We start from the raw sequence: 23538 nt of genomic DNA on the forward strand, positions 1-23538 counted from the left end.
ACGTCATCTGCGACACCGACGGCACCCCCGTCACCGCAGCGCAGGCCAAGCAGATCATCGCCCAGCAGTGGACCGTCCCACCCGAGGTGCGCTCGCGCCGCCGCAGCAAGAAGGCGGGGAAGGCCCCTCACCAAGCCCCAGCGGGGCATGCAAAGCCAGACACCCAACGGCGTCGGCACACGAGGCGACCTTCCCCACCAACGATCCTGACAACCGGCATCGACGACGTCAAACAACCCGCCACTTGACGCCTGATCCCCAATAGGGAATCAGCCGAAGCGGTTCACCACCCAGAGCAGCTCGCGGTACTCGTCGTCCTCCTCGGGCGGCGGCGGGTCGACGTCGTGCACCGTCCGCACGGCCGACGGGTCCACCGGTGGGGGCAGGCGCCGGAAGCGCTCGGTGCGGGGCTGCTCGGCCATGGCGACTCCTTCCGTCACCTCCACGGTACGCCGGAACGCGTCCTCCCGGGAGGTGATCCGGCGGCCCGGGGATCAGACCGGGGTCGGACGCCGCGCCCGTCCGTCCCACCTACGGTGGTGCCGTGGCACGTCAACTGAGGCAACCCCTGCGGCTCGGCCCGCGCGCCGAGCGGTGGTTCGACGTCACGCTGGTCGTGCTCCTGCTCCTGCCGGTGCCGCTGGTGCTCGTGCTGGTCGACGTCCTCGACGGCGTGCTCATGACCGCCCAGATCACCCCGCTGCTGTGGCGGCGCCGGCACCCGGTGGAGGTCTTCGTCGTCATCGCCGCCGCGACCGGCCTCCAGGCGCTGCTCGTCGACTACCCCCTGTGGAGCCAGCTGGCGTTCCCCGTCGCGACCTACTCGGTCGCCCGCCACGCCAGCGCCCTGCCGGCTGCGGGCGCGCTCCTCGTCGGCGTGGTCGGCGCCGGGGTCGCGGCGGTGGACTGGCTCACCAACTTCGACGACCAGGCGATCACCTGGCAGAACTTCACCGCCTATTTCGTCCCCGTCGCCCTCTTCGTCGTGGTCGCGTGGGCGCTCGGCACGCTCGCGCGCACCCAGCAGGCGTACGTCGACGCCCTGGTCGAGCGGGGTGAGCGGCTCGAGCGCGAGGCCGCGCAGCAGGCCGCGCTGGCGGCGGTCGAGGAGCGGCACCGGATCGCCCGCGAGATGCACGACGTCGTGGCGCACAGCCTGACCACGATCGTGGTGCAGGCCGACGGGGCGGGTGCGGCCGCGCGGCAGGACCCGGCGGTCGCCGTACCGGCACTGGGCACGATCGCCGCCACCGGGCGCGAGGCCATCGCCGAGCTGCGCCGCATGCTCGGGGTCCTGCGCGCGGAGGACACCGGCGTCACCGCGCCGCAGCCGCGGCTCTCCGACCTGCCCGCACTGCTGGCGGAGGCCCGCGACGCCGGCACCCCCGTCGAGTGGTCGCTCCCGGACCCGGCCCCGGCGGTGCCGGACGGGGTGGCGCTGACCGCCTACCGGATCGTGCAGGAGGCGCTGAGCAACGTGCGCAAGCACGCCGGACCCGACGCCCGGGCGAGGGTGGAGGTGCGCGAGGACGGCCCGGAGCTGGTCGTCGAGGTGCACGACGACGGCCGTGGTGCGGCGGCGACCGACGACGGCCGCGGGCTGGGGCTCGCCGGGATGCAGGAACGCGTCGCCGCCCACGGCGGCAGCCTCGCCATCGGACCGGTGGCGGGTGGCGGCTTCCGCGTGTGCGCGAGGATTCCCCGGTGACCGCGACCACCGACGGCACCCCCGACGCGACCCCGACGCCGATCCGCGTCTTCCTCGTCGACGACCAGGAGCTGGTGCGCGCGGGCTTCCGGATGCTCATCGACAGCGAGCCCGACCTCACCGTCGTCGGCGAGGCGGGCGACGGCAGCGAGGCCCTCCAGCGGCTCGCGGTGACCGGTTGTGACGTGGTGCTGATGGACGTGCGGATGCCGCGCCTGGACGGGGTCGAGGCCACCCGCCGGCTGGCCGAGCGGCCCGGTGCGCCGCAGGTGGTGGTGCTGACGACCTTCGACCTCGACGAGTACGCGTTCGCCGCGATCCGGGCCGGTGCCGCCGCCTTCCTGCTCAAGGACGCCACCCCGGACACCCTGCTGGGCGCCATCCGCACCGTGCACGCGGGCGACTCGGTGGTCGCGCCGAGCACCACCCGCCGACTGCTGGAGCACTTCGCGTCCGCCCTGCCCGCCCCCGGCGCGGCGACCGGGGACGCCCCCGCACCCGACGAGCGACTGGCGACGCTGACCGACCGCGAGCGGGAGACCCTGGTGCTCGTGGGCCGCGGGCTGTCGAACAGCGAGATCGCCGCAGAGTTCGTGGTGTCCGAGGCGACCGTGAAGACGCACATCGGCCGGCTGCTCGCCAAGACCGGCTCCCGCGACCGCGTGCAGCTGGTCGTCCTCGCCTACGAGACCGGGCTCGTCCGACCGCAGGAGGACTGAGCCCGCCCCGGCGGTCGCGACGTCCACCCGTCGTCGTACCTGCAGCTCACGCCGTGGCCTGACGACCTGGCGGCCGCGGCGGACGAGGCTCGGGGCATGTCCTTCCCGACCTCACCGACCACCCGTCCCACTCCCCCGACCCACCCTGCGCCGCCGGCCCCGACGACCCCGACCGCGCCGGCCGCGACCGCCCGCGGCCTGGCCCGCAGCTACGGCCGCGGCGACACGGTCGTGCACGCGCTGCGCGGTGTCGACCTCGACCTGCCGGCCGGCAGGTTCACCGCGATCATGGGCCCGTCCGGCTCCGGCAAGTCCACGCTGATGCACTGCCTCGCCGGCCTCGACCAGCCCACCGGAGGCTCGGTCAGCGTGGCCGGCCAGCCGCTCGACGGGCTCTCCGACGACGCGCTGACCCGCTTCCGCCGCGACCACGTCGGGTTCGTCTTCCAGGCCTTCAACCTGCTGCCGATGCTGACCGCGGAGCAGAACATCTGGCTGCCCACCGAGCTCGCCGGCCGCGCCCGCGCCGACCTGCGCGAGCGCTTCGACCACGTCGTGGAGACCCTCGGCCTCACCGGGCGGCTCGACCACCGTCCCGCCGAGCTCTCCGGCGGCCAGCAGCAGCGGGTCGCCATCGCCCGCGCCCTCGTCGGCAGCCCCGCGATCGTGTTCGCGGACGAGCCCACCGGCAACCTGGACTCAGCCGCGTCGGCGGAGGTGCTGTCCTTCCTGCGCGGCTCGGTGCGCGAGCTCGGCCAGACCGTCGTCATGGTCACCCACGAGCTCGACGCCGCGGCGTACGCCGACGACGTCGTGGTCCTCGCCGACGGCCGCATCACCCACCGGCTCACCGATCCCGCCCCGGCCGACCTCGTGGCCGCGCTGAGCCCGGCGGCCGCCTGATGCGCACCGTCCTGCTCGCCTCGCTGCGCACCCACACCCGGCGGTACGGCGCCGCGCTGCTCGCAGTCGTCGTCGGGGTCGTGCTCGTGGTGGTCACCGCGGCCCTCTCCTCCGCCGTCCGTGACGGCCTGACCGCCGGCCTCGACGAGCCGTACGACGGTGCCGACGCCGTGCTCGACCGGCCGGCTGCCGACGACGCGGCCCGGCTCCTCGCCGCCGCACCCGAGGCCGGTGCCGACGCGTGGCTGGTCGGCTGGACCCTGCAGCCCCTCGGCCACGGGGGCACGGTGGTCGACACCAGCGCCGACGTCGGCCAGGTGCCGGACCGCCCGGACCACCGCTGGCAGGAGCTCGTCGCCGGCCGGTTCCCCGCCTCACCGGGTGAGGCGCTGATCGACCCCAACGCCGCGAAGGCCGACGACGTCGCCCTCGGCGACCGGCTGCGCGTCGGCACCGGCGCCGACGCGCTCGACGTGACCGTCGTCGGGCTCGCCGACTCCCCCTCGTCGTTCTCGGTGGCGTCGGTCTACCTGCTGTGGTCCGACCTGTCCCGGTGGCAGGACGAGCTCTACGTCAGCAGCGTGGCGTGGTCCGGTGGCGAGGGGTTCGGCGCCGCCCGCGACGCGGTCCGCTCCGTCGTACCGGGGGCGGAGCCGGTGCGCGTGGGCGCCTTCGTGCAGGAGCTGCAGACCGAGGTCAACAACGGCGTCGACGTCGTCGCGATCATCGCCCTGCTCTTCGCCACGATCGCCCTGCTGGTGGCGGTGCTGGTCATCAACAACACCTTCGCCATCCTCTTCGCCCAGCGCAGCCGCGACTTCGCGCTGCTGCGCTGCGTCGGGGCGACCCGCCGCCAGGTGCTGCGCTCGGTGCGCGCGGAGTCGCTGGCCCTCGGGGTCGTGGCGGCCGTGGTCGGCACCGGGGCCGGCCTCGTCGCGGGCCGTGGCCTGGTGGCGCTGGTCAACGACCGCTGGCCGGAGGCACGCCTCGGCGCGGCCGCCGTCAGCGTCCCCTGGCTGGTGGTCGCCGCGGCCGTGGCCGTCGGGGTGCCGCTGGTGGCGGCATGGCTGCCCACCCGCCGGGTCGTGCAGGTCAGCCCGCTCGCGGCGCTGCGGCCCGACGACAGCACCCGGCTCGCGACCGCGCCCGGCCGCACCCGGGTCGGCCTCGGGATGCTGCTGGTCCTCGCCGGATCGGCTGCGCTCGCGGTCGCCGTCGCCGTCGCCGCACCGGCCTTCCTCGTGCTCGGCGGTGCCGCCACCTTCCTCGGGGTGCTGCTGCTGGGCCCGGCGGTGGTGCCCGGCGCGCTGCGCGCCGTCTCCGGGCTCGTCGGGCGTGCCGTCGGCCCGGCCGGCCGGCTCGCTGCCGGCAACGCGGTGCGCAACCCCCGGCGCACGGCCGCGACCACGGCGTCGCTGCTGATCGGGGTGACGCTGACGACCGCGGTGCTCACCGGGCTCGCCAGCTCCCGCACCGCCGTGGGGGACGAGATGGACGCCCAGCACCCGGTCGACCTCGCCCTGACCGCGCCACGACCGCTGCCTGCGGACCTGCCGGCGCGGGTGCGGGCCGTCGAGGACGTGGCGGAGGCGGTCCCCGTGCCCGGCGCCCCGGCCACCGTCGCGGGCGAGGAGCTGCCGGTGCTGGCTCCGACCCGGGCGGCGGACGCGGTGCTGCACCAGGCGCTGCCACAGCCGCGGCCGAGGCAGGTCCTCGTGCCGTGGGACCTGCTGGGCGACGACCTCGTCGAGGGCGACCTCGTCGACGTCGTCGTGGGCGGTCGCGCCACGACGCTGCGGGTGCGCGGCGGCGAGGGGTGGGGCGAGGCGGCGCTGGTGGCGCCGCAGACCCTCGCCCGGCTCTCCCCCGCGCCCGGCACGCAGGCCGTGTGGGTGCGCGCCGCGGAGGGTGCGGACCCCGAGGACCTCGCCGGGGCCCTCGAGGCGATCGGCGGCCCCGTCGACGCCGCCGTCGAGAACGGCCTCGCCCGCCGTGCGTACGTCGACCTCCAGCTCGACGTCCTGGGCGGCGGCGTGGTCGGCCTGCTCGCGATCGCCGTGGTGATCGCCCTCGTCGGCATCGCCAACACCCTGGGGCTCTCGGTGCTCGAGCGGGGCCGCGAGCACGCGCTGCTGCGGGCGCTCGGGCTCACCCGCCGGCAGGTGCGCCGGATGCTGGCCGTCGAGGCGGTCCTGCTGTCCGGCGTCGCCGCCCTGCTCGGCACCGCGCTGGGCGTGACCTACGCGTGGCTCGGCGTGCAGGCCCTGGTCGCTCCGGCCGTGTCCGGCGCCGCGCTGGTGCTGCCGTGGGGCCAGCTCGGGCTCGTCGTGGCGCTCTCGGCGGCGGCCGGCCTCGCCGCGGCGGTCCTGCCCGCGCGACGTGCCGCCCGCACCGCTCCGGCCGCGGGGCTCGCCCTGGACTGAGCGGCACCCGAGCACGCCGGAAAGGGCGGAATCCCCCGGTCGCTTTCGCACCGGCCACTAGGCTGCGCCGCGTGAGTGACTGGGGGAAGGTCCGCCTGCACGTGGTCACGGGCAAGGGGGGCACCGGCAAGTCGACGGTCGCCTCCGCGCTCGCCCTCGCCCTGGCGACCCGCGGCCGCAACGTCCTGCTGTGCGAGGTCGAGGGACGCCAGGGCATCGCCCGGATGTTCGACGTCGACCCGCTCCCCTACCAGGAGCGGCGGCTCACCACCGGCCTGCCCGACGCCACCGGCGGCCGCGGCGTCGTGCACGCGCTGCACATCGACGCCGAGTCGGCGCTGCTGGAGTACCTCGCGATGTACTACCGGCTCGGCCGCGCCGGCAAGGCGCTCGACAAGTTCGGGGTCATCGAGTTCGCGACCACCATCGCGCCGGGCGTCCGCGACGTGCTGCTGACTGGCAAGGTCTACGAGGCGGTGCAGCGCAACGCCCGCAACAAGGGCGCCATCGAGTACGACGCCGTCGTGCTCGACGCGCCGCCGACCGGCCGGATCACCCAGTTCCTCAACGTCAGCAACGAGCTGGCGGGGCTGGCGAAGGTCGGGCCGATCAAGGCCCAGTCCGACACGATGATGACGCTCTTCCGGTCCCCGCAGACCGCCGTCCACCTGGTCACCGTGCTCGAGGAGATGCCGGTGCAGGAGACCGCCGACGGGATCGCCGAGCTGCGCTCCGCGGGGCTCCCCGTCGGCGGGGTCGTGGTCAACCTGGTCCGCCCCCGCGACCTGTCGGCCGAGCAGCTCGCCGCGGCCCGCGCCGGCACCCTCGACCGGGCCGCCCTGGAGGCCGACCTGGCCGCCGGCGGGATCGACGTCACCCCCGAGCTCGTCGACGGCCTGCTCGCCGAGGCCGCCGACCACGCCGAGCGCCGCGCGCTCGAGGACTCCCAGCGCACCCTGGTCGCCGGCCTGGGTGTGCCGTCCTACGAGCTGCCACGGATCGCCGGCGGCATCGACATGGGCGGGCTCTACGAGCTCGCCCGGCTCCTGCGCGAGCAGGGCATGGCGCCGGCAGGAGGAGAGCGCTGATGGCCCGCAGCACCCAGCACCGTCCGACCCGGGTCGGACCCGCCACCCACGAGCGCGCCGGGACGCTCGACGTCGACGCCCTCCTCGACGACCCGACCACCGGGATCATCGTGTGCTGCGGGTCCGGCGGCGTCGGGAAGACCACGACGAGCGCCGCGCTCGCGCTCCGGGCCGCCGAGCGGGGTCGCAAGGTCGTCGTACTCACCATCGACCCGGCGCGCCGGCTCGCGCAGTCGATGGGCATCGAGGCCCTCGACAACACCCCGCGCCCGGTCGCCGGGGTCGCGGGCGAGGGCCACCTCGACGCGATGATGCTCGACATGAAGCGCACCTTCGACGAGGTGGTGCTCTCCCAGGCCAGCCCCGAGAAGGCGCAGCAGATCCTGGCCAACCCGTTCTACGTCGCGCTGTCGAGCTCGTTCGCGGGCACGCAGGAGTACATGGCGATGGAGAAGCTCGGCCAGATCCACCGCGACGCGCAGGCGGCCGGCACCTACGACCTGATCGTCGTGGACACCCCGCCGTCGCGCTCGGCCCTGGACTTCCTCGACGCCCCGGAGCGGCTCTCCAGCTTCCTCGACGGCCGGTTCGTCCGGCTGCTGCTGGCACCGGCGAAGGGGCCGGCGCGGCTGATGACCGCCGGCTTCAGCCTGATCACCAACGCGCTCACCCGGATCCTGGGCGCGCAGTTCCTCAAGGACCTGCAGACCTTCGTGACCGCGCTCGACACCGTCTTCGGCGGCTTCCGCCAGCGCGCGCAGCAGACCTACTCGCTGCTCAAGGCCGACGGCACGGCGTTCCTCGTCGTGGCGGCACCCGAGCCCGACGCCCTGCGCGAGGCGGAGTACTTCGTCGAGCGGCTCAGCGAGGACGGCATGCCGCTGGCCGGACTGGTCGTCAACCGGGCCAGCCCGGAGCCGGCCGGCGACCTGTCCGCCGACGAGGCGACGGCCGTGGCCGACCGCCTGCGCCGCACCGACGGCACGTCGGTCGCGGCCGCGCTGCTGCGCCTGCACGCCGACCGGGTGCGCATGGTCGAGCGCGAGCGCACGCTGCGCGAGCGGTTCGCGACCGCCCACCCGCAGGTGGAGACGGTCGTCGTGCCTGCCCTGGCCGGCGACGTGCACGACCTCGGCGGCCTGCGCCGGGTCGGCGACCTGCTGGCCGAGGGCGCGTAGCAGCGACCGGCGACGCCGTCGTACGACGGCGGTCCGTCAGGCGCCGGCCGTGCCCGACCGGTGGCACCGTCGGCACGGCCGCCGGGGTGTCCCGGCGGGCCGCACCAGGCGGTCGGTCAGACGCGCGCGGCGTTCTGGTTGCGCGCGTCCTCGAGGACCTTGCGCCACGAGGCGTTCGGCCGGCGACGCAGGAGAGCGCGACGCTCCCGCTCCGTCATGCCGCCCCAGACACCCCACTCGATCTGGTTGTCCAGCGCCTCCGCGAGGCACTCGGTGCGCACGGCACAACCCGCGCACACCTGCTTCGCCTTGTTCTGCTCCGCACCCCTCACGAAGAGCTGGTCCGGCTGGCCCTCGCGGCACGCGGCGCGCGGAGCCCAGTCATCTACCCACATGTTGTCCCCTTGTGGTCCCACTCGGAACGCCAGCACCCCCACAGCGCTCGGTCGTTCCGTCCGGTTCAAAGTAAAGGATTCAACTGCCGACGGCTACCGCTCGTTGGGCCCAACCTGTCTAGTCACATCGGACTAGACAGGAGGAGGTCACCGCGAGGCCCTCCGGTCCGTCCGGGCACCTCTGGCGAATCCGGTCGGCCGGGACCGGTCACGTACCCTGACGGCATGTCCAAGACCCGGTTCGACGGCCTGCCGCCCGGCAAGGTCTTCTCCCACCTCGGAGTCATGCTGCTGGTGGCCGCCGTCCTCGGCGTCGTCGTGTCCGGACTCGCGATCCCGTTCGCGGGCGTCGCCGGCTTCACCGCCCGCAACGTCGCCGAGTCGGTCGACGAGCTGCCCCAGGAGCTGGAGACCGAGCAGCTGCCGCAGCGCACCGAGGTGCTCGACAAGGCGGGCAAGACGATCGCGACGCTCTACGACCAGAACCGCGTGAACGTCCCGCTGCGCCAGATCTCGCGCACCATGGTCGAGGCGATCGTCGCCATCGAGGACTACCGCTTCTACCAGCACGGCGCGCTGGACCTGAAGGGCACGTTGCGGGCCCTGTTCACCAACCAGGCCGCTGGCGGCGTGACCCAGGGTGGCTCGTCGATCACCCAGCAGCTGGTCAAGCTGACCCTCATCACCCAGGCCAACGGTGACGAGGAGGCGATCCGCAAGGCCAAGGAGGACAGCTACGGCCGCAAGCTGCGGGAGCTGCGCTACGCGATCGCCCTCGAGAAGCGCCACAGCAAGGACTGGATCCTCGAGCGCTACCTCAACACCGCCTACTTCGGCGACGGTGCCTACGGCGTCCAGGCGGCCGCCCAGCACTACTTCGGCGTCAACGCCAAGGACCTCAACCTGCGCCAGTCCGCGCTGCTGGCCGGCCTGGTGCAGAGCCCGGAGGCCTACAACCCGACCCGCAACCCGGCCCAGGCCAAGGTGCGCCGCAACGTCGTCCTCCAGCGGATGGCGCAGCTGAGCGTCATCCCCCAGAAGAAGGCCGACCGGCTGGTCACCACCGGTCTCGGCCTCAAGGTCGAGGAGCAGCCGAACGGCTGCGTGAACTCCCGTGCCCAGTTCTTCTGCGACTACGTCGTGCGCTGGCTCAAGACCGACCCCGCCCTCGGCGAGACGCCCGAGGAGCGCGACCGCCTGATCTTCAACGGCGGCCTGACGATCAAGACCACCATCGACATGGGCTTCCAGCGCGCCGCGCAGGACGCCGTCGGCCGGGCTGTCTTCAAGGACGATGGCGCCATCGGCGGCATCGCGCTCGTGGAGCCGCGCAGCGGCAACGTGCGGGCGCTCGCCCAGTCCCGCCCGATGGGCAAGGGCAAGGGCGAGACCTTCCTCAACTACACCGTCCCGCGCAAGTACGGCGACGCCGCCGGCTTCCAGCCCGGCTCGACCTTCAAGGCCTTCGTGCTGGCTGCCGCGATCAAGCAGGGCATCCCCCTGACCCGCACCTTCCCGGCGCCGAACCCGGGCTACTTCCCGCTCAACCAGTTCGAGACCTGCGACGGGCCCTACCAGAGCTCCGAGGTGTGGCAGCCGAAGAACTCGACCAGTTCCTCGTCGAACCCGAACCTCTACGAGGGCACCCAGAAGTCGGTCAACACGTTCTTCGTGAACCTCGAGCGCGAGACCGGTCTGTGCGAGCCGTGGAAGCTGGCCCGCGCGATGGGCATCGACTTGTCGAAGGAGTGGCAGAAGCCGGCCTTCACCCTCGGTGTCGCGGACGTCAGCCCGCTCGACATGGCTCAGGCCTACGCGACCTTCGCCGGCCGCGGGCTGCACTGCGAGTCGCGCCCGGTGACCCAGATCGAGGACGCCGACGGCAACGTGCTGAAGAAGTACGACAAGAACTGCACCCAGGCCCTGCCCGGACCGGTGGCCGACGGCGTCAACGACGTCCTGCGCGGCGTCGTGGCGCCGGGCGGCTTCGGCGCGGCCCTCAACCCGGGCCAGCCCGCTGCCGGCAAGACCGGGACGACCAGCGACAACAAGGCCGTGTGGTTCGCGGGCTACACGCCGAACCTCGCCGGAGCCGCGATGGTGGCCGGCGTCAACAAGGCCGGGCAGCCCGAGTCGCTCGACTACAAGTACGTCGGCGGCCGGACCCTCTACTCGTCCTCCGGCTCGACGACCGCCGGTCCGATCTGGGGCGACACCTTCAAGGCGATCGCCCAGTGGCTGCCCGACGACGACTTCGTCCGTCCGTCGTCCTCCGACGTGGCCGGCCTGCTGGTCCCCGTGCCCTCCGTGGGCGGCCTGAGCTACGACGAGGCGGCCGACCGGGTCGAGGCAGCCGGCTTCACCGCCGTCCGCGGCCCGTCCCGCACGTCGGGCTACCAGCGCGGCCTGGTCGCCTACGCCTACCCCGGCGACAAGGCCGGCGAGGGCGACACGATCACGCTCTACATCTCCAGCGGTCCGAAGGAGCAGCGCAAGCCCAAGGGCAACAAGGGCAACCGCGGCCGCGGGGGCGACGGACCCGGCAACAACGGCCGCGGCGGCGGTCGCGGCGGGAACTGACCCGCCCGGCTGGCGCAGACGCACGACGAGGGGCTGACCGGACCGGTCAGCCCCTCGTCGCGTCCGTGCCGGTGCCCCGGACCGGGGCAGGCGGTCAGCCGAGCTGGCGACGTACCTCGGCGGCGACCGCGGCGCCGTCGGCGCGGCCCTTGACCTGCGGGGTCACCACGCCCATGACCTGGCCCATGGCCTTCGGGCCGGCGCCGGCGACGCCGAGCTTCTCGACGGCCTCCTTGACCACGGCGGCGATCTCCTCCGGGCCGAGCTGGGCCGGCAGGTAGTCCTGGATGACCGCGGCCTCGGCCCGCTCCTTTGCGGCGCTCTCGGGGCGGTTGCCCTCCTCGAAGGCGACCGCGGCCTCGCGGCGCTTCTTCGCCTCGCTGGCGAGCACGGTCAGCACCTCGTCGTCGGTGAGCTCCTTGGCGACCTTGCCGGCGACCTCGGCGTTGGAGACGGCGGTGAGGATCATCCGCAGCGTCGAGGACCGGACGTCGTCACGAGCCTTCATGGCGGTGGTCAGGTCGGTGCGCAGGCGGTCCTTGAGGGTGCTCATGGTCCGATTCTGCCGGGTGTGCGGGAGAGTGTCCCCATGGGTTTCCTCCGCACGCTGCTGCGCACCGCCGCCCTCGGTGGCACGGCGGGGGCTGCGGTGACGTCGTACGCGCTGTGGGAGGCGCGGCAGTACACGGTGCGCCGGTTCGACGTGCGGGTGCTGCCCGCGGGCTCCCGGCCGCTGCGGGTGCTGCACCTGACCGACATCCACATGACGCCGGGGCAGCGGCGCAAGCAGGAGTGGTTGCGCTCGCTCGCCGACCTGCGACCGGACCTGGTCGTCGACACCGGCGACAACCTCGCCCATCGCGACGCGGTGCCGGTCGTGCTCGACAGCCTCGGCCCGCTGCTCGAGGTGCCGGGCGTGTTCGTCCACGGCTCCAACGACTACTTCGAGCCCGGGGTGCGCAACCCCCTCGGCTACGTGCTCCCCGACACCGGGCACCGCTACACGCACACCCCGCAGCTGCCGTGGCGCGACCTCAGCGCCGGCCTCACCGGCGCCGGGTGGCTCGACCTCACCAACCGCCGCTCGCGGCTGACCGTCGGCGACACCACCATCGCGTTCGCCGGCGTGGACGACCCACACCTGTCCTACGACGACCTGCCGGCCGTCGCCGGGGCCGTGGACCCGGCGGCCGACCTGCGCCTCGCGGTCGCGCACGCGCCGTACCTGCGGGTCCTGGACCAGTTCGCCGCCGACGGGTACGACGCGATCCTCGCCGGCCACACCCACGGCGGCCAGGTCCGCCTGCCCCTGCCCGGCGGGTCCCGCGCCTACGCCACGAACTGCGACCTCGAGCCGGCTCGGGCGCGCGGCCTGCACCGCCACCCGGCCGGCTCGCGGCCCGGCGACCCCGGCTCGTCGTGGCTCGAGGTCTCGGCCGGCATCGGCACGAACCCCTACACCCGGATCCGGGTGGCCTGCCGGCCCGAGGCCGTGCTGCTCACCCTGCTCCCGGCGGCCTGACCCCGGCGTCGGCGCGTGGCGTCCCCCGATTCGGGATCAGGCCCTCCGCTCCGCTATGCTCCCCTGCGTTGAGTGGCCCTTCCGGGGTCGCTGAACGGCGGGCTGTGGCGCAGCTTGGTAGCGCGCCTCGTTCGGGACGAGGAGGCCGCAGGTTCAAATCCTGTCAGCCCGACCGACCAGCAGGTGGATCCCACGGGATCCACCTGCTGTCATTTCCGGGTCCGTTCCGGGGACCGAGCCGACGCCGATCCGCCGGGCGGTCGTGACAGACTTCCCCCCATGTCTGACGAGCAGGACAAGCTGAAGCTCAGCCTGGAGGCGCCCAGGCTGTTCGGCCGGAAGAAGAAGGCGGCCGAGCCGGCAGGCTCACCGACCCCCGCCCGGTCGTCCCGTCCTGCCGCCCGCAAGCCGGCCCCCGCCGAGCCCGAGCGCGCCCCGGAGCCCACGCCCGCGCCGGTCGAGGAGACGGCCGAAGCGCCCGTCGAGGCAGCCACCGTCGAGGCGGCCGCCGAGCCCGTGGCAGCCGAGCCCGTCCCCGAAGCGGTCGTCGACCCGGTCGTCGAGCCCGAGCCGGTCGTCGAGCCCACCCCGGATCCGGAGCCGGTCGTCGAGCCGGAGCCCGTCGAGCCGGAGCCGACCACGGTCCTCGAGCCGGTCGAGGCCGCGCCGGCCGCCGCCGTGCAGAAGCCTGCGGCGAAGGAGAAGCCCGCCGCCGAGGAACCTGCGGCCGGGAAGCCGGCCCCCAGGAAGCCGGCCCTCAAGAAGCCGGCCCTCAAGAGGCCGGCGGCCACCGAGCCGGCGACCGGGCCCGGCATCGACGCCGACCTCGAGGACGCCGAGATCGCAGCCCTGGCGAGCCAGGAACCGCTTCTGACGACGTACCGCGCGGCTGCCGTGGTCGGCCTCGTCGTGGGCGCGGCGATGGTCGTGCTGACCTTCCTGTCGCTGCGCGGCTGCGAGGCGGTGCGCGGCACGTCGTCGTGCGGGGGCGGTCCGGGCTTCCTGCTGCTGGTCGCGACCTTCGCGGTCTGCGTGCTGCTCGGCAGCGCCCTGCTGCGGACCTTCCAGATCCCCGACCCCGGCAGCAGCAGCTTCCTGGCCGTCGGCCTGGTCGCCGTGGTCGCGCTGCTGTTCCTGATCGACGTCCTGGACCACTGGTCGATGCTGGTCGTGGTGCCGCTGCTCAGCGTGGGCGGCTTCCTCGCCTCGGTGTGGGTCACCAAGACCTTCGTCGAGCCCGCCGACGCCTGAGCGGGCAGACCTGACCGACAAAACTCACCCCTGACCGACGAAGCTTTGTCGGTCAGGCGTGAGTTTCGCCGGTCGACCGGCGAATCTGTCGTCAGCGCGCGGCGGCGATGAGCTCCGCGATCTGCACGGTGTTCAGCGCGGCACCCTTGCGGAGGTTGTCGTTGCTGATGAAGAACGCCAGGCCGCGGTCGCCGTCGACGCCCTCGTCCTTGCGGATCCGGCCGACGTACGACGGGTCCTTGCCGGCCGCCTTGCGCGGCGTCGGGACCTCCTCGAGCTGCACGCCCGGGGCGTCGGCGAGCAGCTCGCGCGCCTTGTCCGGGGTGATCGCGGCCGCGAACTCGGCGTTGACGGCCAGCGAGTGGCCGCTGAAGACCGGCACGCGCACGCAGATGCCGGAGACCTTCAGCTCGGGGATGCCGAGGATCTTGCGGGACTCGTTGCGGAGCTTCTGCTCCTCGTCGGTCTCGTTGAGGCCGTCGTCGACGATCGAGCCGGCCAGCGGCAGCACGTTGTAGGCGATGGTCTCGACGTAGGGCGCGGGGTCGCCGAAGGGCACGGCCTCGCCGTCGTAGGCCAGCGGCCGGGGGTCCTCGATGGCCGCGACGCCGGAGGCGAGGGCCTCCACGCCGGCGACGCCCGAGCCGGAGACGGCCTGGTAGGTCGACACCACGAGCCGCTGGAGCCCGGCGGCGTCGTGCAGCACCTTGAGGATCGGCATGGCAGCCATCGTGGTGCAGTTGGGGTTGGCGATGATGCCGCGCCCGGCCTCGACCACGCCCTTCATCGCGTCCGGGTTGACCTCGGAGACGACCAGCGGGATCTCGGGGTCCTTGCGGAACGCCGAGGAGTTGTCGACGACGATCACGCCGGCGTCGACGAAGCGCTGGGCCTGGGCGCGGGAGGTGGTCGCGCCGGCGGAGAAGAGCGCGACGTCGAGCCCGGCCGGGTCGGCGGTCGCGACGTCCTCGACGACGACGTCCTTGCCCTGGAACGGCAGCACCTTGCCCGCGGAGCGCGCGGAGGCGAAGAAGCGGACCTGGTCGGCGGGGAAGCTCCGCTCCTCCAGGATCTGGCGCATCGCGACACCGACCTGCCCGGTCGCGCCGACGATTCCGATGTTGATGCCCATGGTGATCAGCGACCCGTTCCGCCGTACACGACGGCCTCGATCTCGTCCGAGCCCAGCTCGAACGCAGCGTGCGCGGCGTTGACCGCCGCCTCGACCTGCGCCTCGGCCACGACGACCGAGACCCGGATCTCCGAGGTGGAGATCATCTCGATGTTGACCCCGGCCTCGGAGAGCGCCTCGAAGAAGCGCGCCGAGATGCCCGGGGAGGAGCTCATGCCGGCGCCGACGATCGACACCTTGCCGACGCTGTCGTCGTAGAGCAGGCTGTCGAAGCCGACGCTCTCCTGCAGCCGCGAGAGCGCCGTCATCGCCGTCTGGCCCTCGCCGGCCGGCAGCGTGAACGAGATGTCGGTCAGGCTGGTCGCGGCCGCCGAGACGTTCTGCACGATCATGTCGATGTTGATCTGCGCATCGGCCACGGCGCGGAAGATCGCGGCCGCCTCGCCCGGCTTGTCCGGGACACCGACGACGGTGATCTTGGCCTGGCTGCGGTCGTGGGCGACGCCGGTGATGATCGCGGCTTCCATGTTCTGATCCTCCTGGTGGACGTCCTCGGCCTTGACGACCCAGGTGCCCTCCTTCTCGGAGAAGGAGGAGCGGACGTGGACGGGCATGCCGTAGCGGCGGGCGTACTCGACGCACCGCAGGTGCAGGATCTTGGCCCCCTGCGCGGCCATCTCGAGGGTCTCCTCGTAGGAGATCCGCGGCACCTTGCGGGCGCGGGGCTCGATGCGCGGGTCGGCGGTGAAGATCCCGTCGACGTCGGAGTAGATCTCGCACACGTCGGCCTCGAGCGCCACCGCGAGCGCGACGGCGGTCGTGTCCGACCCGCCGCGGCCCAGCGTGGTGATGTCCTTGGTCGTCTGCGAGACGCCCTGGAATCCAGCGACGATGGCGATCGCGCCCTCGTTGATCGCGGCCTCGATGCGGCCCGGCGTGACGTCGATGATCTTGGCCTTGCCGTGCGCGGCGTCGGTGATCACGCCGGCCTGCGAGCCGGTGAACGAGCGCGCCTCGTGGCCGAGGTTCTGGATCGCCATGGCCAGCACGGCCATCGAGATGCGCTCACCGGCGGTGAGCAGCATGTCGAGCTCGCGCGCCGGCGGCAGCGGCGACACCTCGTTGGCGAGGTCGATCAGCTCGTCCGTCGTGTCCCCCATCGCCGAGACCACGACGACGACCTGGTGGCCGGCCTTCTTGGTGTTCACGATGCGCTGCGCGACGCGCTTGATGCCGGCGGCATCGGCGACCGACGAGCCGCCGTACTTCTGCACGACAATGCCCACGGGGGCTCACTCCTGGCGGTTCGGGGGAAGGGACGCACCCTGCGACCGCCTGGCCGCCGGGCCTCGGAGCCTGGCTCCGGGGCGATTCTACCGAGCGGCGCTAGGCGTTTTCGGGGCTGTCCAGCGCGGCGGACGCCGCCTCGACCAGCTCGATCTCCCCGGTGCTGGCGAGGTCGACGTCGAGCCGGTCGTGGGCGACCACCGAGAGCAGCGCCTTCATCGACGCACCGGCCAGGGTGCCCCACGACGAGACGTAGGAGAACTGCCACCACCACAGGGCCTCCTCGACGTCACCGGCCTCGTAGTGGCGCACCCCGACCGCGAGGTCGGCGGCGACGCTGGTGAGGTCGTCGGAGAGCAGGCCCTCGACCACCTCGGGCTGGTAGGGGTCGAAGACGTAGCTGTAGGTGTCGAGGTCGCCGAGCAGCTCGGCGAGCTGGAGCCGCAGCTCGTCGAGGTCGGGGTCCGGGCCGTCGTCCGGCTGGAACTCCTCGCGGGGCGAGAAGTCGCGGTGCACGCCCAGCCGGGCGCCGGTCAGCGCGATCTGGCCGATCTGCAGCAGCAGCAGCGACACCGCCTGACCGCCGGTCGCCTCGGCCGCGACGACCCGCAGGCCGTCGAGGAAGGAACGCACCGACGACGCGATGTCGTCGGCGAAGCGCACCGTCTCGGTCTCGACCGCGATCAGCGCCTCGAGGGCCGCGAGCCCTGGAAGCTGCTCGCCGCTGGTGTCGGCGGTGCCGTTGCCGTGTCCGCTCATGTCGCTGCCTGCCTTCCGACGAATGCCCGTCCGAGGGTGACCTCGTCGGCGTACTCGAGGTCCCCTCCCACCGGCAGTCCACTGGCCAAACGCGTGACGCGCAACCCCAGGGGGCCGAGCATCCGGGTGAGGTAGGTGGCCGTGGCCTCCCCCTCGAGGTTCGGGTCGGTCGCCAGGATCACCTCGGTGACCGTGCCGTCACCGAGGCGGGTGAGCAGCTCACGGATGTGCAGCTGCTCCGGCCCGATCCCGTCGATCGGCGAGATCGCCCCGCCCAGCACGTGGTAGCGGCCGCGGAACTCCCGGGTGCGCTCGATGGCGACGACGTCCTTGTACTCCTCCACCACGCACAGCACCGACGGGTCGCGGCGCGGGTCGCGGCAGATGCGGCACTGGTCGTCCTCGGCCACGTTGAAGCACACGGTGCAGAACTTGACCTTGTCCTTGACCTCGACCAGCACGTCTGCGAGGCGGCGTACGTCGGCCGGGTCGGCCTGCAGCAGGTGGAACGCGATCCGCTGCGCGCTCTTCGGACCCACGCCCGGCAGGCGGCCGAGCTCGTCGATCAGGTCCTGGACGACACCTTCGTACACGGCTGGTGCCCGATCAGAACCCGAGCTGGCCGGGCTGGCCCGGAGCCTGCCCGGAGCCGCCGAGGCCGGGGAGGCCGCCCATGCCACCCATCTCGCCGAGCGGGCCGAGGGAGTCCTGGGCGAGCTGGTCGGCCTTCGCCCGCGCGTCGCGGAAGGCCGCCACGACGAGGTCACCGAGGTCCGCGAGCGCGTCGGCGTCGGTGCCCTCGACCGCCTCGGGCTTGATCGTGACGGCGGTCAGCTCGCCGGAGCCGGTGAGCGTCACGCTCACCGCACCGCCGGCGACGGTGCCCTCCACGGTCGCGTCGGCCAGGCGCTGCTGCGCCTCGACCAGCTGCTCCTGCATCTGCTGGGCCTGCTGGAGCAGGGCGTTCAGGTCGAGGCCACCGCCTCCGCCCAGCGCGTCGAACGGGTTCTGGCTCATCGGTCGTCTCTTCCCTCGGGGGTGTGGTGGGCAGTGGTGCGGGTCGGGGTGGGCGGGGCGACTCAGCCGCCGCGCGGGATCTCCTCGATCACCTGGGCGCCGAGCTCGCGGGCGAGCAGCTCCGCGCTCGACTCGGCGTCGACCTCGGCGTCGTCGAGGTCGACGTGCGCGTCGGGGTCCTCCGGCGGGGCCGCGGCGTACTCGTCCTCGCGGGCCTGGATGTCGGCCATCCGGGGCCGGCGCGGGGTCGGCTCGGCCGGGGCCGCGGGTGCCGCGTCGCCGGGCACCGCCCACGGCGGGGCGTCACCGGCCGGTTCCGGGGAGCCGGCCGCCGGCTGGGCCGGGGCGGCCTGCGCGGGAGGAGCCGCCGGGGCGGGCGGCGGGGTGCCGCCGGGCTGGGCGGCCGGGTCGATGATCGCGTCGATGCGCACCGTGGCGCCGATCTCGTCGATCACCGCCTGCTGGACGATGTCGGCGTGCCCGCCCGACTCGAAGGAACGGCGGGGGCCGTCGGCCTGGAACCCGAGCGAGATCACGTTGTTGTCGAACGCGACGACCTGGGAGTTCTGGGTCAGGTGGATCCAGGTGACCCGCTTGACGCCCTTCACCCGGTCGATCACCGAGGGCCACAGCCGGCGGATGTCGACCAGGGTCAGCCCGCTGCCCCCATTGCCCCCACTGCCCCCGCCGGCGGCCGGCGCGGGCGCCGGCGGCTGGGACGCTGCGGGCTCCGGGCGCTGCGCCGGCGGCGGCGTGGGCTGGACCGGCTGCTCGACCGGCTGCTCGACCGGCTGCTCGACCGGCTGCTGGGCCGGCTGCTGGGCCGGCTGCTGGGTGGGGGCCGGGGCAGGCTGCTGCGGGGCGGGCGGCTGGACGACCTGCAGCTGGATCGCGGGGGCCGCGGCGGCCGGGCGCTCGTCGACCCGCTCCGGCGCGGCGCGCTCGGCGCGCGACGGCGCCGGGCGGTCCTGGGCCGGGACGACGGGGGCCACCGCCGGGGCGGCCTCGGCGGACGTCGTGCCGCTGATGGAGATGCGGCGCTCGAGGCGGTCGAGGCGGGCCATGACGCCCTCGGTGCTGTGGTCGGCGGCCGGGAGCAGGATCCGGGCGCAGATCAGCTCGAGCAGCAGCCGCGGCGCGGTCGCGCCGCGCATGTCGGTGAGGCCGGTGGCGACGAGGTCGGCGGCGCGGGTGAGCTCGGCGCGGCCGAAGGCGTTGGCCTGCGCGACGAGGCGGTCGGCCTGGTCGCCGGACACGTCGAGCAGGCCGGACGCGGCGGCGTCGGGGACGGCGGAGAGGATCACGAGGTCGCGCAGCCGGCGCAGCAGGTCCTCGGTGAACCGGCGCGGGTCCTGGCCGGTCTCGATCACCTTGTCGACCACACCGAACACCGCCGAGCCGTCGCCGCTCGCGAACGCGGAGACCACGTCGTCCAGCAGCGTGTCGGGGGTGTAGCCGAGCAGGCCGCTGGCCAGGTCGTAGGTGACGCCGGCCGGTCCGGCACCGCCGAGCAGCTGGTCGAGCACCGAGAGGGTGTCGCGGGCGGACCCGGCGCCGGCGCGCACCACGAGCGGGAGCGCGGCCGGCTCGATGGAGACGCCCTCGCGCTCGCAGAGCTCGGTGAGGTAGCTCGTCAGCAGCCGCGGCGGGATCAGCCGGAACGGGTAGTGGTGGGTGCGCGAGCGGATGGTCGGGATGACCTTCTCCGGCTCGGTCGTGGCGAAGATGAACCGCAGGTGCGGCGGCGGCTCCTCGACGAGCTTGAGCAGGGCGTTGAAGCCCTGCGTGGTGACCATGTGGGCCTCGTCGATGATGTAGACCTTGTAGCGGCTCTTCACCGGGGCGAAGAACGCCTTCTCGCGCAGGTCGCGCGCGTCGTCGACACCGCCGTGCGAGGCCGCGTCGATCTCGATGACGTCGATCGACCCGGGGCCGTTGCGGGACAGGTCGCGGCAGCTCTCGCACTCGCCGCACGGGTCGGCGATCGGGGCCTGCTCGCAGTTCAGCGCGCGGGCGAGGATCCGCGCGCTGGTGGTCTTGCCACAACCACGCGGCCCGGAGAAGAGGTAGGCGTGGTTGACCCGGTTGCCGGCCAGCGCGGCGCGCAGCGGCTCGGTCACGTGCTCCTGACCGATCACCTCGGCGAAGGTCTCGGGCCGGTAGCGGCGGTAGAGCGCAAGCGGGGAGTCCACCCCTGAACACTAACCAGCGGCCCCGACACCCCGACAGGGCACCGGCCCCGGGACGCAAAGGCCCCCCGCACACCCGATAGAGCTCACTTACCCTTGCTGCCTTCCGGCCCTGGGGGAGTTGGGTGAGATACCGCCGCACGGGGGGTTGTCCCCCACTGTAGACGACCCCACCGGGCGCACCGAACTCCGGGCCGGGCGGACCCGAGCGGCACCCACGCGGGAGTCGAGCGGGGTACGAGGCGATTTCCTCGACCCGGTCGCCGACCGGTAACCTCCTCCGCGGAGGTATCGCCTAGTGGCCTATGGCGCTCGCTTGGAAAGCGGGTTGGGTTAACAGCCCTCGGGGGTTCGAATCCCCCTACCTCCGCCATCGGACGGCGTCGACCAGCGGGTCGGCGCCGTCTCGCATTTCCACCGGCACCCGCCTCAGGGGCATGCCGCACCGCTCGCCGTCGAGCCCGGCGACGAGGCTCGCGGCGGGCAGAGCGCGGCGGACTGCGACAGCTCGGGGCCGGGGGTGAGAAGCCCGAGCCACGTGGCCGGTACGACGACCGGGGGCACCCGGCGGTAGCCGAGGTTCTCCAGCTCGGTGCGCCCCGCGACCGGGTACCTGCGGCCGGTGTCGTCGACGAGGTGGACGCTGTCGCTGCGGGAGGTGTCCCAGCCCGCGGAGCGCACCACGGCGCCGTACCCCGGTTCGACCACGACGGCGGCCTGGGCGGGGCCGACGTCACCGATCATCGCCGAGCCCGGGGGGAAGGTCGCCAGCAGCACGGCCGGCTCCTCGTCCTCCGCCGTCTCGAGGACGCCGCAGAGGGTGTCGGTGCGCTGGGCGGCGCCGTCGCGGAGCAGGTCCTCGGGCCAGCGGGCGTCGTAGGTGCGGGCGGCGGTGCGGAAGTCGCGCTCGCCGCCCACGGCGCGGACCGCACGCGGCAGGCCGCCGCCGACCGGGGTGTTGCGCAGCACGGCGAGGGCGAAGTCGCTCAGCAGCACGAACCCGTCGCGGCTCACGGCGTAGTGCTGGCCGCTGCGCTCGTGGAAGTCGCCGACCCGGGCCCTGGAGTAGCCGGGCAGGTCGACCGGCTCGCCCCAGCCCTGCAGCCCGAGCCCGCTCGCCGTGAGCGCGCCGCCGGCAGGGAACAGGTCGAGCCAGGCGTCGGGGACGCGGACCTCGTTGCTGGCGTCGAGGCGGAGGTCGGCGTACAGCCCGTCCCGGTCGGGGGCGCGGTAGGCGTAGGCGCGCACGGGGTGCCCCGGGACCGACGCCTGGGCGACGAGGTAGCGCTGGCCGCTCGGGACGCCGCGCACGACGAACCCGAGGTCGGGCGTCACCTGTACCGACCGGGTCGGTCGCACCTCGGCCTGCACCCCCTTGCCGTCGGCGGTGCACGCGACCCACCCGGTGTTGAGCAGGTGGTCGGCGGCGGGGACCGTGGGGGGCGCGTCCAGGATCCCGATCGAGGGTCCCTTCCTCCGGTCGGCCAGGACGTCGTCGGGGACCTTCGTGGTCGTCACGTCGGCGCCGAGGACGAGTCGGGCCGACGTCGCGTTGGCGACCGGGCGCAGCTGCTCGTGCCCCTGCGCCCGGGCCTCGTCGAGGATGACGTAGAGCGCGCCGCGGTCGTCGGTGAGCAGGCCGGGGCGGTCCCAGTCGACGGTGGGACGCTGGGTGAGGGCACCGGCGACCGCAGCGCCGGCGAGCAGGAGCACCGACAGGGCGATGCCGCCGACGACGGTCCGGCTCGGTCGGGCAGGCTCGACCTCGCGCCCACCGGGTGCGCCGGAGACGAACGCCGTGACCAGGCGGCGCCGGTTGAACGCGTGGGCCTCGACGAGGTCCTTCCTCGACGCCATCAGCCGAGCGCCCCGCGCACGGACTCGAACAGCCCGACCGCGACGACGAGCAGGGGCAGCAGCGCGATGAGTGCCGTCGACTCGAGGACGTCGCCGAGCCGCCCGCGCCGCACGGACGGGGCAGCCGGCACGAGCGTGGCGACGAGCAGGACCGCGCCGACGACGGCGAGCAGCGCGCTCAGCGTCGGGCGCCAGTCGTCGTGCAGGACGAGCACCGCGAGCGCCGTGGCCGCGAGCCCGGCGACACCCGACACCAGGCCGGCGAGCACCTCGCTGCCGGTGCGGTACTGCCGGGTGCGCAACATGACGACCAGGCACGCGTCGACGGCCAGCAGGGTGCCGGCAACGCCCAGGCTGACGGCCAGCGGAGCGGCGACCACGACCAGGAGGCCGACGGTGCCGGTGATGGCGAGCAGGATCTCGTGCGCGACCCGCGCGTCCGCGGCGACCTGCTGGCGCGCCACGTCGACGCCGGCAGCACGGTCGGCACGGTCGGTGCCGGCGACGAGGTCCGCGATCTCGGCGACGTCGGTGCCCGGCGGTGCAGTCGGGGTGGTCGGGGCGGTCGGGGTGGTCGGGGTGATCGGGGTGGTCGCGTTCGGCTCCACGGCCCCCATGACCGGGTGGGGCTCGGGGACGCGGGTCGAGGTGGCGCCCAGGGCCAGCCACGGGAACACGCTGCCGGCGAGCACGGCGAGGCAGAGCACCACCGTCATCACCTCGGCCGCGCCGACGGCCCCGTCGCCGGCGTCGAGGTAGAGGCCGAGGAGCAGGCCCAGCGCGCCGACGACCACGGGCGGGAAGACGAGGGTCCGCCCGGCGCCGAGGCCCAGCACGCAGGCCAGCCCGGCGAGGAGGGCACCCGCGCCCGCCCAGGCGAGTGGCCGGCCGAGCAGCGCGGCGTCCTGCGGCGCGAGCATCACGCCCGCCGCGGCGGCGTACCCGGCGCCGAGCCAGGCGACGCCGACCGCCGCCTCCGCCTCGCGCTGGACGCGGGACAGCACCACGGCACCGGCACACAGCCCGACGGCGACCGCGACGGTCGCGCCCGCAGCGAGGTCGGACCCACGCTGCACCAGCAGGGCCGCAGCGCCGAGGGCGAGGAAGAGGCTCGCCGCCACCAGTGCCGTACGACGACCCGTGGCCGGGCGCCACGGCTCGAGGTCCTCCTCGACGACGTCGGCCATCGCCTCGACGACGTCGTCGTAGACCCGTGGCGGCGGCTCGTCGACCCCGGCCGTGACGGTGAGCAGACCACCGTCCTCGACGCCCTGGAGGGTGAGCCCGGTGTCCGGGCCGAGCCGGCGGCCGTCGGCGGTGACGACCCGGTAGCCGCCGTGCACGGTGGCCGGGTCGAGCAGCCCGACGCTGCGGGCGAGCTCGGGGAGGAGCTCGGCGACCGGCACCGCCCCGGGCAGCACGAGGTCGACGCGCCGGGTGCCCGAGGTGACCGTCACCCGGACCAGCCCGGACGCGACCGTGCCTGGCGCCCGGCTGGCTTGCGTCATCTGCTCACACCTTCCCGAGAGG

The 23538-nt window shown here is 74.0% G+C and carries 21 protein-coding genes, 2 tRNA genes and 1 other RNA gene; 12 read left to right on the top strand and 12 right to left on the bottom strand.

Going from position 1 to position 23538, the window contains the following annotated elements; all coding sequences use genetic code 11:
* A partial coding sequence (locus NOCJ54_RS30340) for a hypothetical protein (RefSeq protein WP_232221729.1) occupies positions 1–248 on the top strand: 248 nt, incomplete at its 5' end.
* A 21-nt stretch (positions 249–269) separates the two neighbouring features.
* On the opposite strand, the gene NOCJ54_RS29525 is transcribed toward NOCJ54_RS30340, so the two are convergent.
* Positions 270–422, bottom strand: a complete 153-nt coding sequence (locus NOCJ54_RS29525) for a hypothetical protein (RefSeq protein WP_157514924.1) — start codon at positions 420–422, stop codon at positions 270–272.
* Between the two features lie 122 nt (positions 423–544).
* Between NOCJ54_RS29525 and NOCJ54_RS0115365 the strand changes: the two genes are divergently transcribed.
* From NOCJ54_RS0115365 to NOCJ54_RS0115390, 6 genes are all read left to right on the top strand, one after another.
* On the top strand, positions 545–1708 hold the full coding sequence (locus NOCJ54_RS0115365) for a sensor histidine kinase (protein WP_051485903.1): 1164 nt from the start codon (positions 545–547) through the stop codon (positions 1706–1708).
* Entirely contained in the window at positions 1705–2427 is a 723-nt protein-coding gene (locus NOCJ54_RS0115370) for a response regulator transcription factor (RefSeq protein ID WP_051485904.1), read from the top strand. The genes NOCJ54_RS0115365 and NOCJ54_RS0115370 overlap by 4 nt, the downstream gene beginning before the upstream one ends.
* Before the next feature lie 96 nt (positions 2428–2523).
* Positions 2524–3330 (top strand): ABC transporter ATP-binding protein, encoded by an 807-nt coding sequence (locus NOCJ54_RS26140; RefSeq protein ID WP_084255281.1) that lies wholly within the window; start codon positions 2524–2526, stop codon positions 3328–3330.
* Entirely contained in the window at positions 3330–5753 is a 2424-nt protein-coding gene (locus NOCJ54_RS0115380) for an FtsX-like permease family protein (protein ID WP_028656200.1), read from the top strand. Before NOCJ54_RS26140 ends, NOCJ54_RS0115380 begins: the two co-directional genes overlap by 1 nt.
* Before the next feature lie 71 nt (positions 5754–5824).
* Positions 5825–6841: an ArsA-related P-loop ATPase gene (locus tag NOCJ54_RS29530; RefSeq protein WP_145725532.1), complete on the top strand. Its 1017-nt coding sequence runs from the start codon at positions 5825–5827 to the stop codon at positions 6839–6841.
* Positions 6841–8019 carry an ArsA family ATPase gene (locus NOCJ54_RS0115390; RefSeq protein WP_036518259.1) on the top strand — a complete coding sequence of 393 codons (1179 nt, stop codon included), beginning with the start codon at positions 6841–6843 and terminating at the stop codon, positions 8017–8019. The genes NOCJ54_RS29530 and NOCJ54_RS0115390 overlap by 1 nt, the downstream gene beginning before the upstream one ends.
* A 116-nt stretch (positions 8020–8135) precedes the next feature.
* Here NOCJ54_RS0115390 and NOCJ54_RS29055 read toward each other — a convergent pair whose 3' ends face one another.
* Positions 8136–8414, bottom strand: a complete 279-nt coding sequence (locus NOCJ54_RS29055) for a WhiB family transcriptional regulator (protein ID WP_028656202.1) — start codon at positions 8412–8414, stop codon at positions 8136–8138.
* 225 nt (positions 8415–8639) lie between these two features.
* On the opposite strand from NOCJ54_RS29055, the gene NOCJ54_RS0115400 reads away from it, so the two are divergent.
* On the top strand, positions 8640–10994 hold the full coding sequence (locus NOCJ54_RS0115400) for a penicillin-binding protein (protein WP_028656203.1): 2355 nt from the start codon (positions 8640–8642) through the stop codon (positions 10992–10994).
* Positions 10995–11088: 94 nt separating this feature from the next.
* Here NOCJ54_RS0115400 and NOCJ54_RS0115405 read toward each other — a convergent pair whose 3' ends face one another.
* Entirely contained in the window at positions 11089–11547 is a 459-nt protein-coding gene (locus NOCJ54_RS0115405; RefSeq protein ID WP_028656204.1) for a GatB/YqeY domain-containing protein, read from the bottom strand.
* A 36-nt stretch (positions 11548–11583) separates the two neighbouring features.
* Here NOCJ54_RS0115405 and NOCJ54_RS0115410 point away from each other — a divergent pair, with 36 nt between their 5' ends.
* The 3 genes from NOCJ54_RS0115410 (at position 11584) to NOCJ54_RS28405 (ending at position 13767) form a co-directional block, all read left to right on the top strand.
* Positions 11584–12516: a metallophosphoesterase gene (locus NOCJ54_RS0115410; RefSeq protein ID WP_051485906.1), complete on the top strand. Its 933-nt coding sequence runs from the start codon at positions 11584–11586 to the stop codon at positions 12514–12516.
* 98 nt (positions 12517–12614) lie between these two features.
* Positions 12615–12688: transfer RNA gene (locus NOCJ54_RS0115415), tRNA-Pro, on the top strand.
* Positions 12689–12795: 107 nt separating this feature from the next.
* Positions 12796–13767, top strand: coding sequence for a hypothetical protein (locus NOCJ54_RS28405; protein WP_028656206.1), 972 nt, complete (start codon positions 12796–12798; stop codon positions 13765–13767).
* 91 nt (positions 13768–13858) lie between these two features.
* Here NOCJ54_RS28405 and NOCJ54_RS0115425 read toward each other — a convergent pair whose 3' ends face one another.
* The 7 genes from NOCJ54_RS0115425 to ffs all read right to left on the bottom strand — a co-directional run bounded on the left by NOCJ54_RS0115425 (position 13859) and on the right by ffs (position 20301).
* Positions 13859–14899, bottom strand: a complete 1041-nt coding sequence (locus tag NOCJ54_RS0115425; RefSeq protein ID WP_028656207.1) for an aspartate-semialdehyde dehydrogenase — start codon at positions 14897–14899, stop codon at positions 13859–13861.
* A 5-nt stretch (positions 14900–14904) separates the two neighbouring features.
* Positions 14905–16185, bottom strand: coding sequence for an aspartate kinase (locus NOCJ54_RS0115430; RefSeq protein WP_028656208.1), 1281 nt, complete (start codon positions 16183–16185; stop codon positions 14905–14907).
* Positions 16186–16285: 100 nt separating this feature from the next.
* Complete coding sequence (locus NOCJ54_RS0115435) at positions 16286–16945, bottom strand: DUF5063 domain-containing protein (RefSeq protein ID WP_084255283.1); 660 nt, start codon at positions 16943–16945, stop codon at positions 16286–16288.
* Positions 16942–17538, bottom strand: a complete 597-nt coding sequence (gene recR, locus NOCJ54_RS0115440; protein ID WP_028656210.1) for a recombination mediator RecR — start codon at positions 17536–17538, stop codon at positions 16942–16944. Before recR ends, NOCJ54_RS0115435 begins: the two co-directional genes overlap by 4 nt.
* 13 nt (positions 17539–17551) lie before the next feature.
* Complete coding sequence (locus NOCJ54_RS0115445) at positions 17552–17962, bottom strand: YbaB/EbfC family nucleoid-associated protein (protein ID WP_051485907.1); 411 nt, start codon at positions 17960–17962, stop codon at positions 17552–17554.
* Between the two features lie 62 nt (positions 17963–18024).
* On the bottom strand, positions 18025–20154 hold the full coding sequence (locus NOCJ54_RS0115450; RefSeq protein ID WP_028656212.1) for a DNA polymerase III subunit gamma and tau: 2130 nt from the start codon (positions 20152–20154) through the stop codon (positions 18025–18027).
* Between the two features lie 56 nt (positions 20155–20210).
* An RNA gene (ffs, locus tag NOCJ54_RS29060) (signal recognition particle sRNA small type) lies at positions 20211–20301 on the bottom strand.
* 134 nt (positions 20302–20435) lie between these two features.
* Here ffs and NOCJ54_RS0115455 point away from each other — a divergent pair.
* Positions 20436–20524 (top strand) — tRNA-Ser (locus NOCJ54_RS0115455).
* A 56-nt stretch (positions 20525–20580) separates the two neighbouring features.
* On the opposite strand, the gene eccB is transcribed toward NOCJ54_RS0115455, so the two are convergent.
* Positions 20581–22008 carry a type VII secretion protein EccB gene (gene eccB / locus NOCJ54_RS0115460; RefSeq protein WP_028656213.1) on the bottom strand — a complete coding sequence of 476 codons (1428 nt, stop codon included), beginning with the start codon at positions 22006–22008 and terminating at the stop codon, positions 20581–20583.
* Positions 22008–23516 carry a type VII secretion integral membrane protein EccD gene (gene eccD / locus NOCJ54_RS0115465; RefSeq protein WP_028656214.1) on the bottom strand — a complete coding sequence of 503 codons (1509 nt, stop codon included), beginning with the start codon at positions 23514–23516 and terminating at the stop codon, positions 22008–22010. Before eccD ends, eccB begins: the two co-directional genes overlap by 1 nt.
* Positions 23517–23538 lie beyond the last annotated feature (22 nt).

Source organism: Nocardioides sp. J54 (assembly GCF_000519005.1).
In the GTDB taxonomy this organism is placed as follows: domain Bacteria; phylum Actinomycetota; class Actinomycetes; order Propionibacteriales; family Nocardioidaceae; genus Nocardioides.

Bases quoted from the DNA above. Each gene is read 5' to 3' on its own strand.
- NOCJ54_RS29525 (WP_157514924.1), bottom strand. From the start codon at position 422: ATGGCCGAGCAGCCCCGCACCGAGCGCTTCCGGCGCCTGCCCCCACCG.
- NOCJ54_RS26140 (WP_084255281.1), top strand. From the start codon at position 2,524: ATGTCCTTCCCGACCTCACCGACCACCCGTCCCACTCCCCCGACCCAC.
- NOCJ54_RS0115380 (WP_028656200.1), top strand. From the start codon at position 3,330: ATGCGCACCGTCCTGCTCGCCTCGCTGCGCACCCACACCCGGCGGTAC.
- NOCJ54_RS0115390 (WP_036518259.1), top strand. From the start codon at position 6,841: ATGGCCCGCAGCACCCAGCACCGTCCGACCCGGGTCGGACCCGCCACC.
- NOCJ54_RS29055 (WP_028656202.1), bottom strand. From the start codon at position 8,414: ATGTGGGTAGATGACTGGGCTCCGCGCGCCGCGTGCCGCGAGGGCCAG.
- NOCJ54_RS0115400 (WP_028656203.1), top strand. From the start codon at position 8,640: ATGTCCAAGACCCGGTTCGACGGCCTGCCGCCCGGCAAGGTCTTCTCC.
- NOCJ54_RS0115405 (WP_028656204.1), bottom strand. From the start codon at position 11,547: ATGAGCACCCTCAAGGACCGCCTGCGCACCGACCTGACCACCGCCATG.
- NOCJ54_RS0115410 (WP_051485906.1), top strand. From the start codon at position 11,584: ATGGGTTTCCTCCGCACGCTGCTGCGCACCGCCGCCCTCGGTGGCACG.
- NOCJ54_RS28405 (WP_028656206.1), top strand. From the start codon at position 12,796: ATGTCTGACGAGCAGGACAAGCTGAAGCTCAGCCTGGAGGCGCCCAGG.
- NOCJ54_RS0115425 (WP_028656207.1), bottom strand. From the start codon at position 14,899: ATGGGCATCAACATCGGAATCGTCGGCGCGACCGGGCAGGTCGGTGTC.
- NOCJ54_RS0115435 (WP_084255283.1), bottom strand. From the start codon at position 16,945: ATGAGCGGACACGGCAACGGCACCGCCGACACCAGCGGCGAGCAGCTT.
- NOCJ54_RS0115445 (WP_051485907.1), bottom strand. From the start codon at position 17,962: ATGAGCCAGAACCCGTTCGACGCGCTGGGCGGAGGCGGTGGCCTCGAC.
- eccB (WP_028656213.1), bottom strand. From the start codon at position 22,008: ATGGCGTCGAGGAAGGACCTCGTCGAGGCCCACGCGTTCAACCGGCGC.
- eccD (WP_028656214.1), bottom strand. From the start codon at position 23,516: ATGACGCAAGCCAGCCGGGCGCCAGGCACGGTCGCGTCCGGGCTGGTC.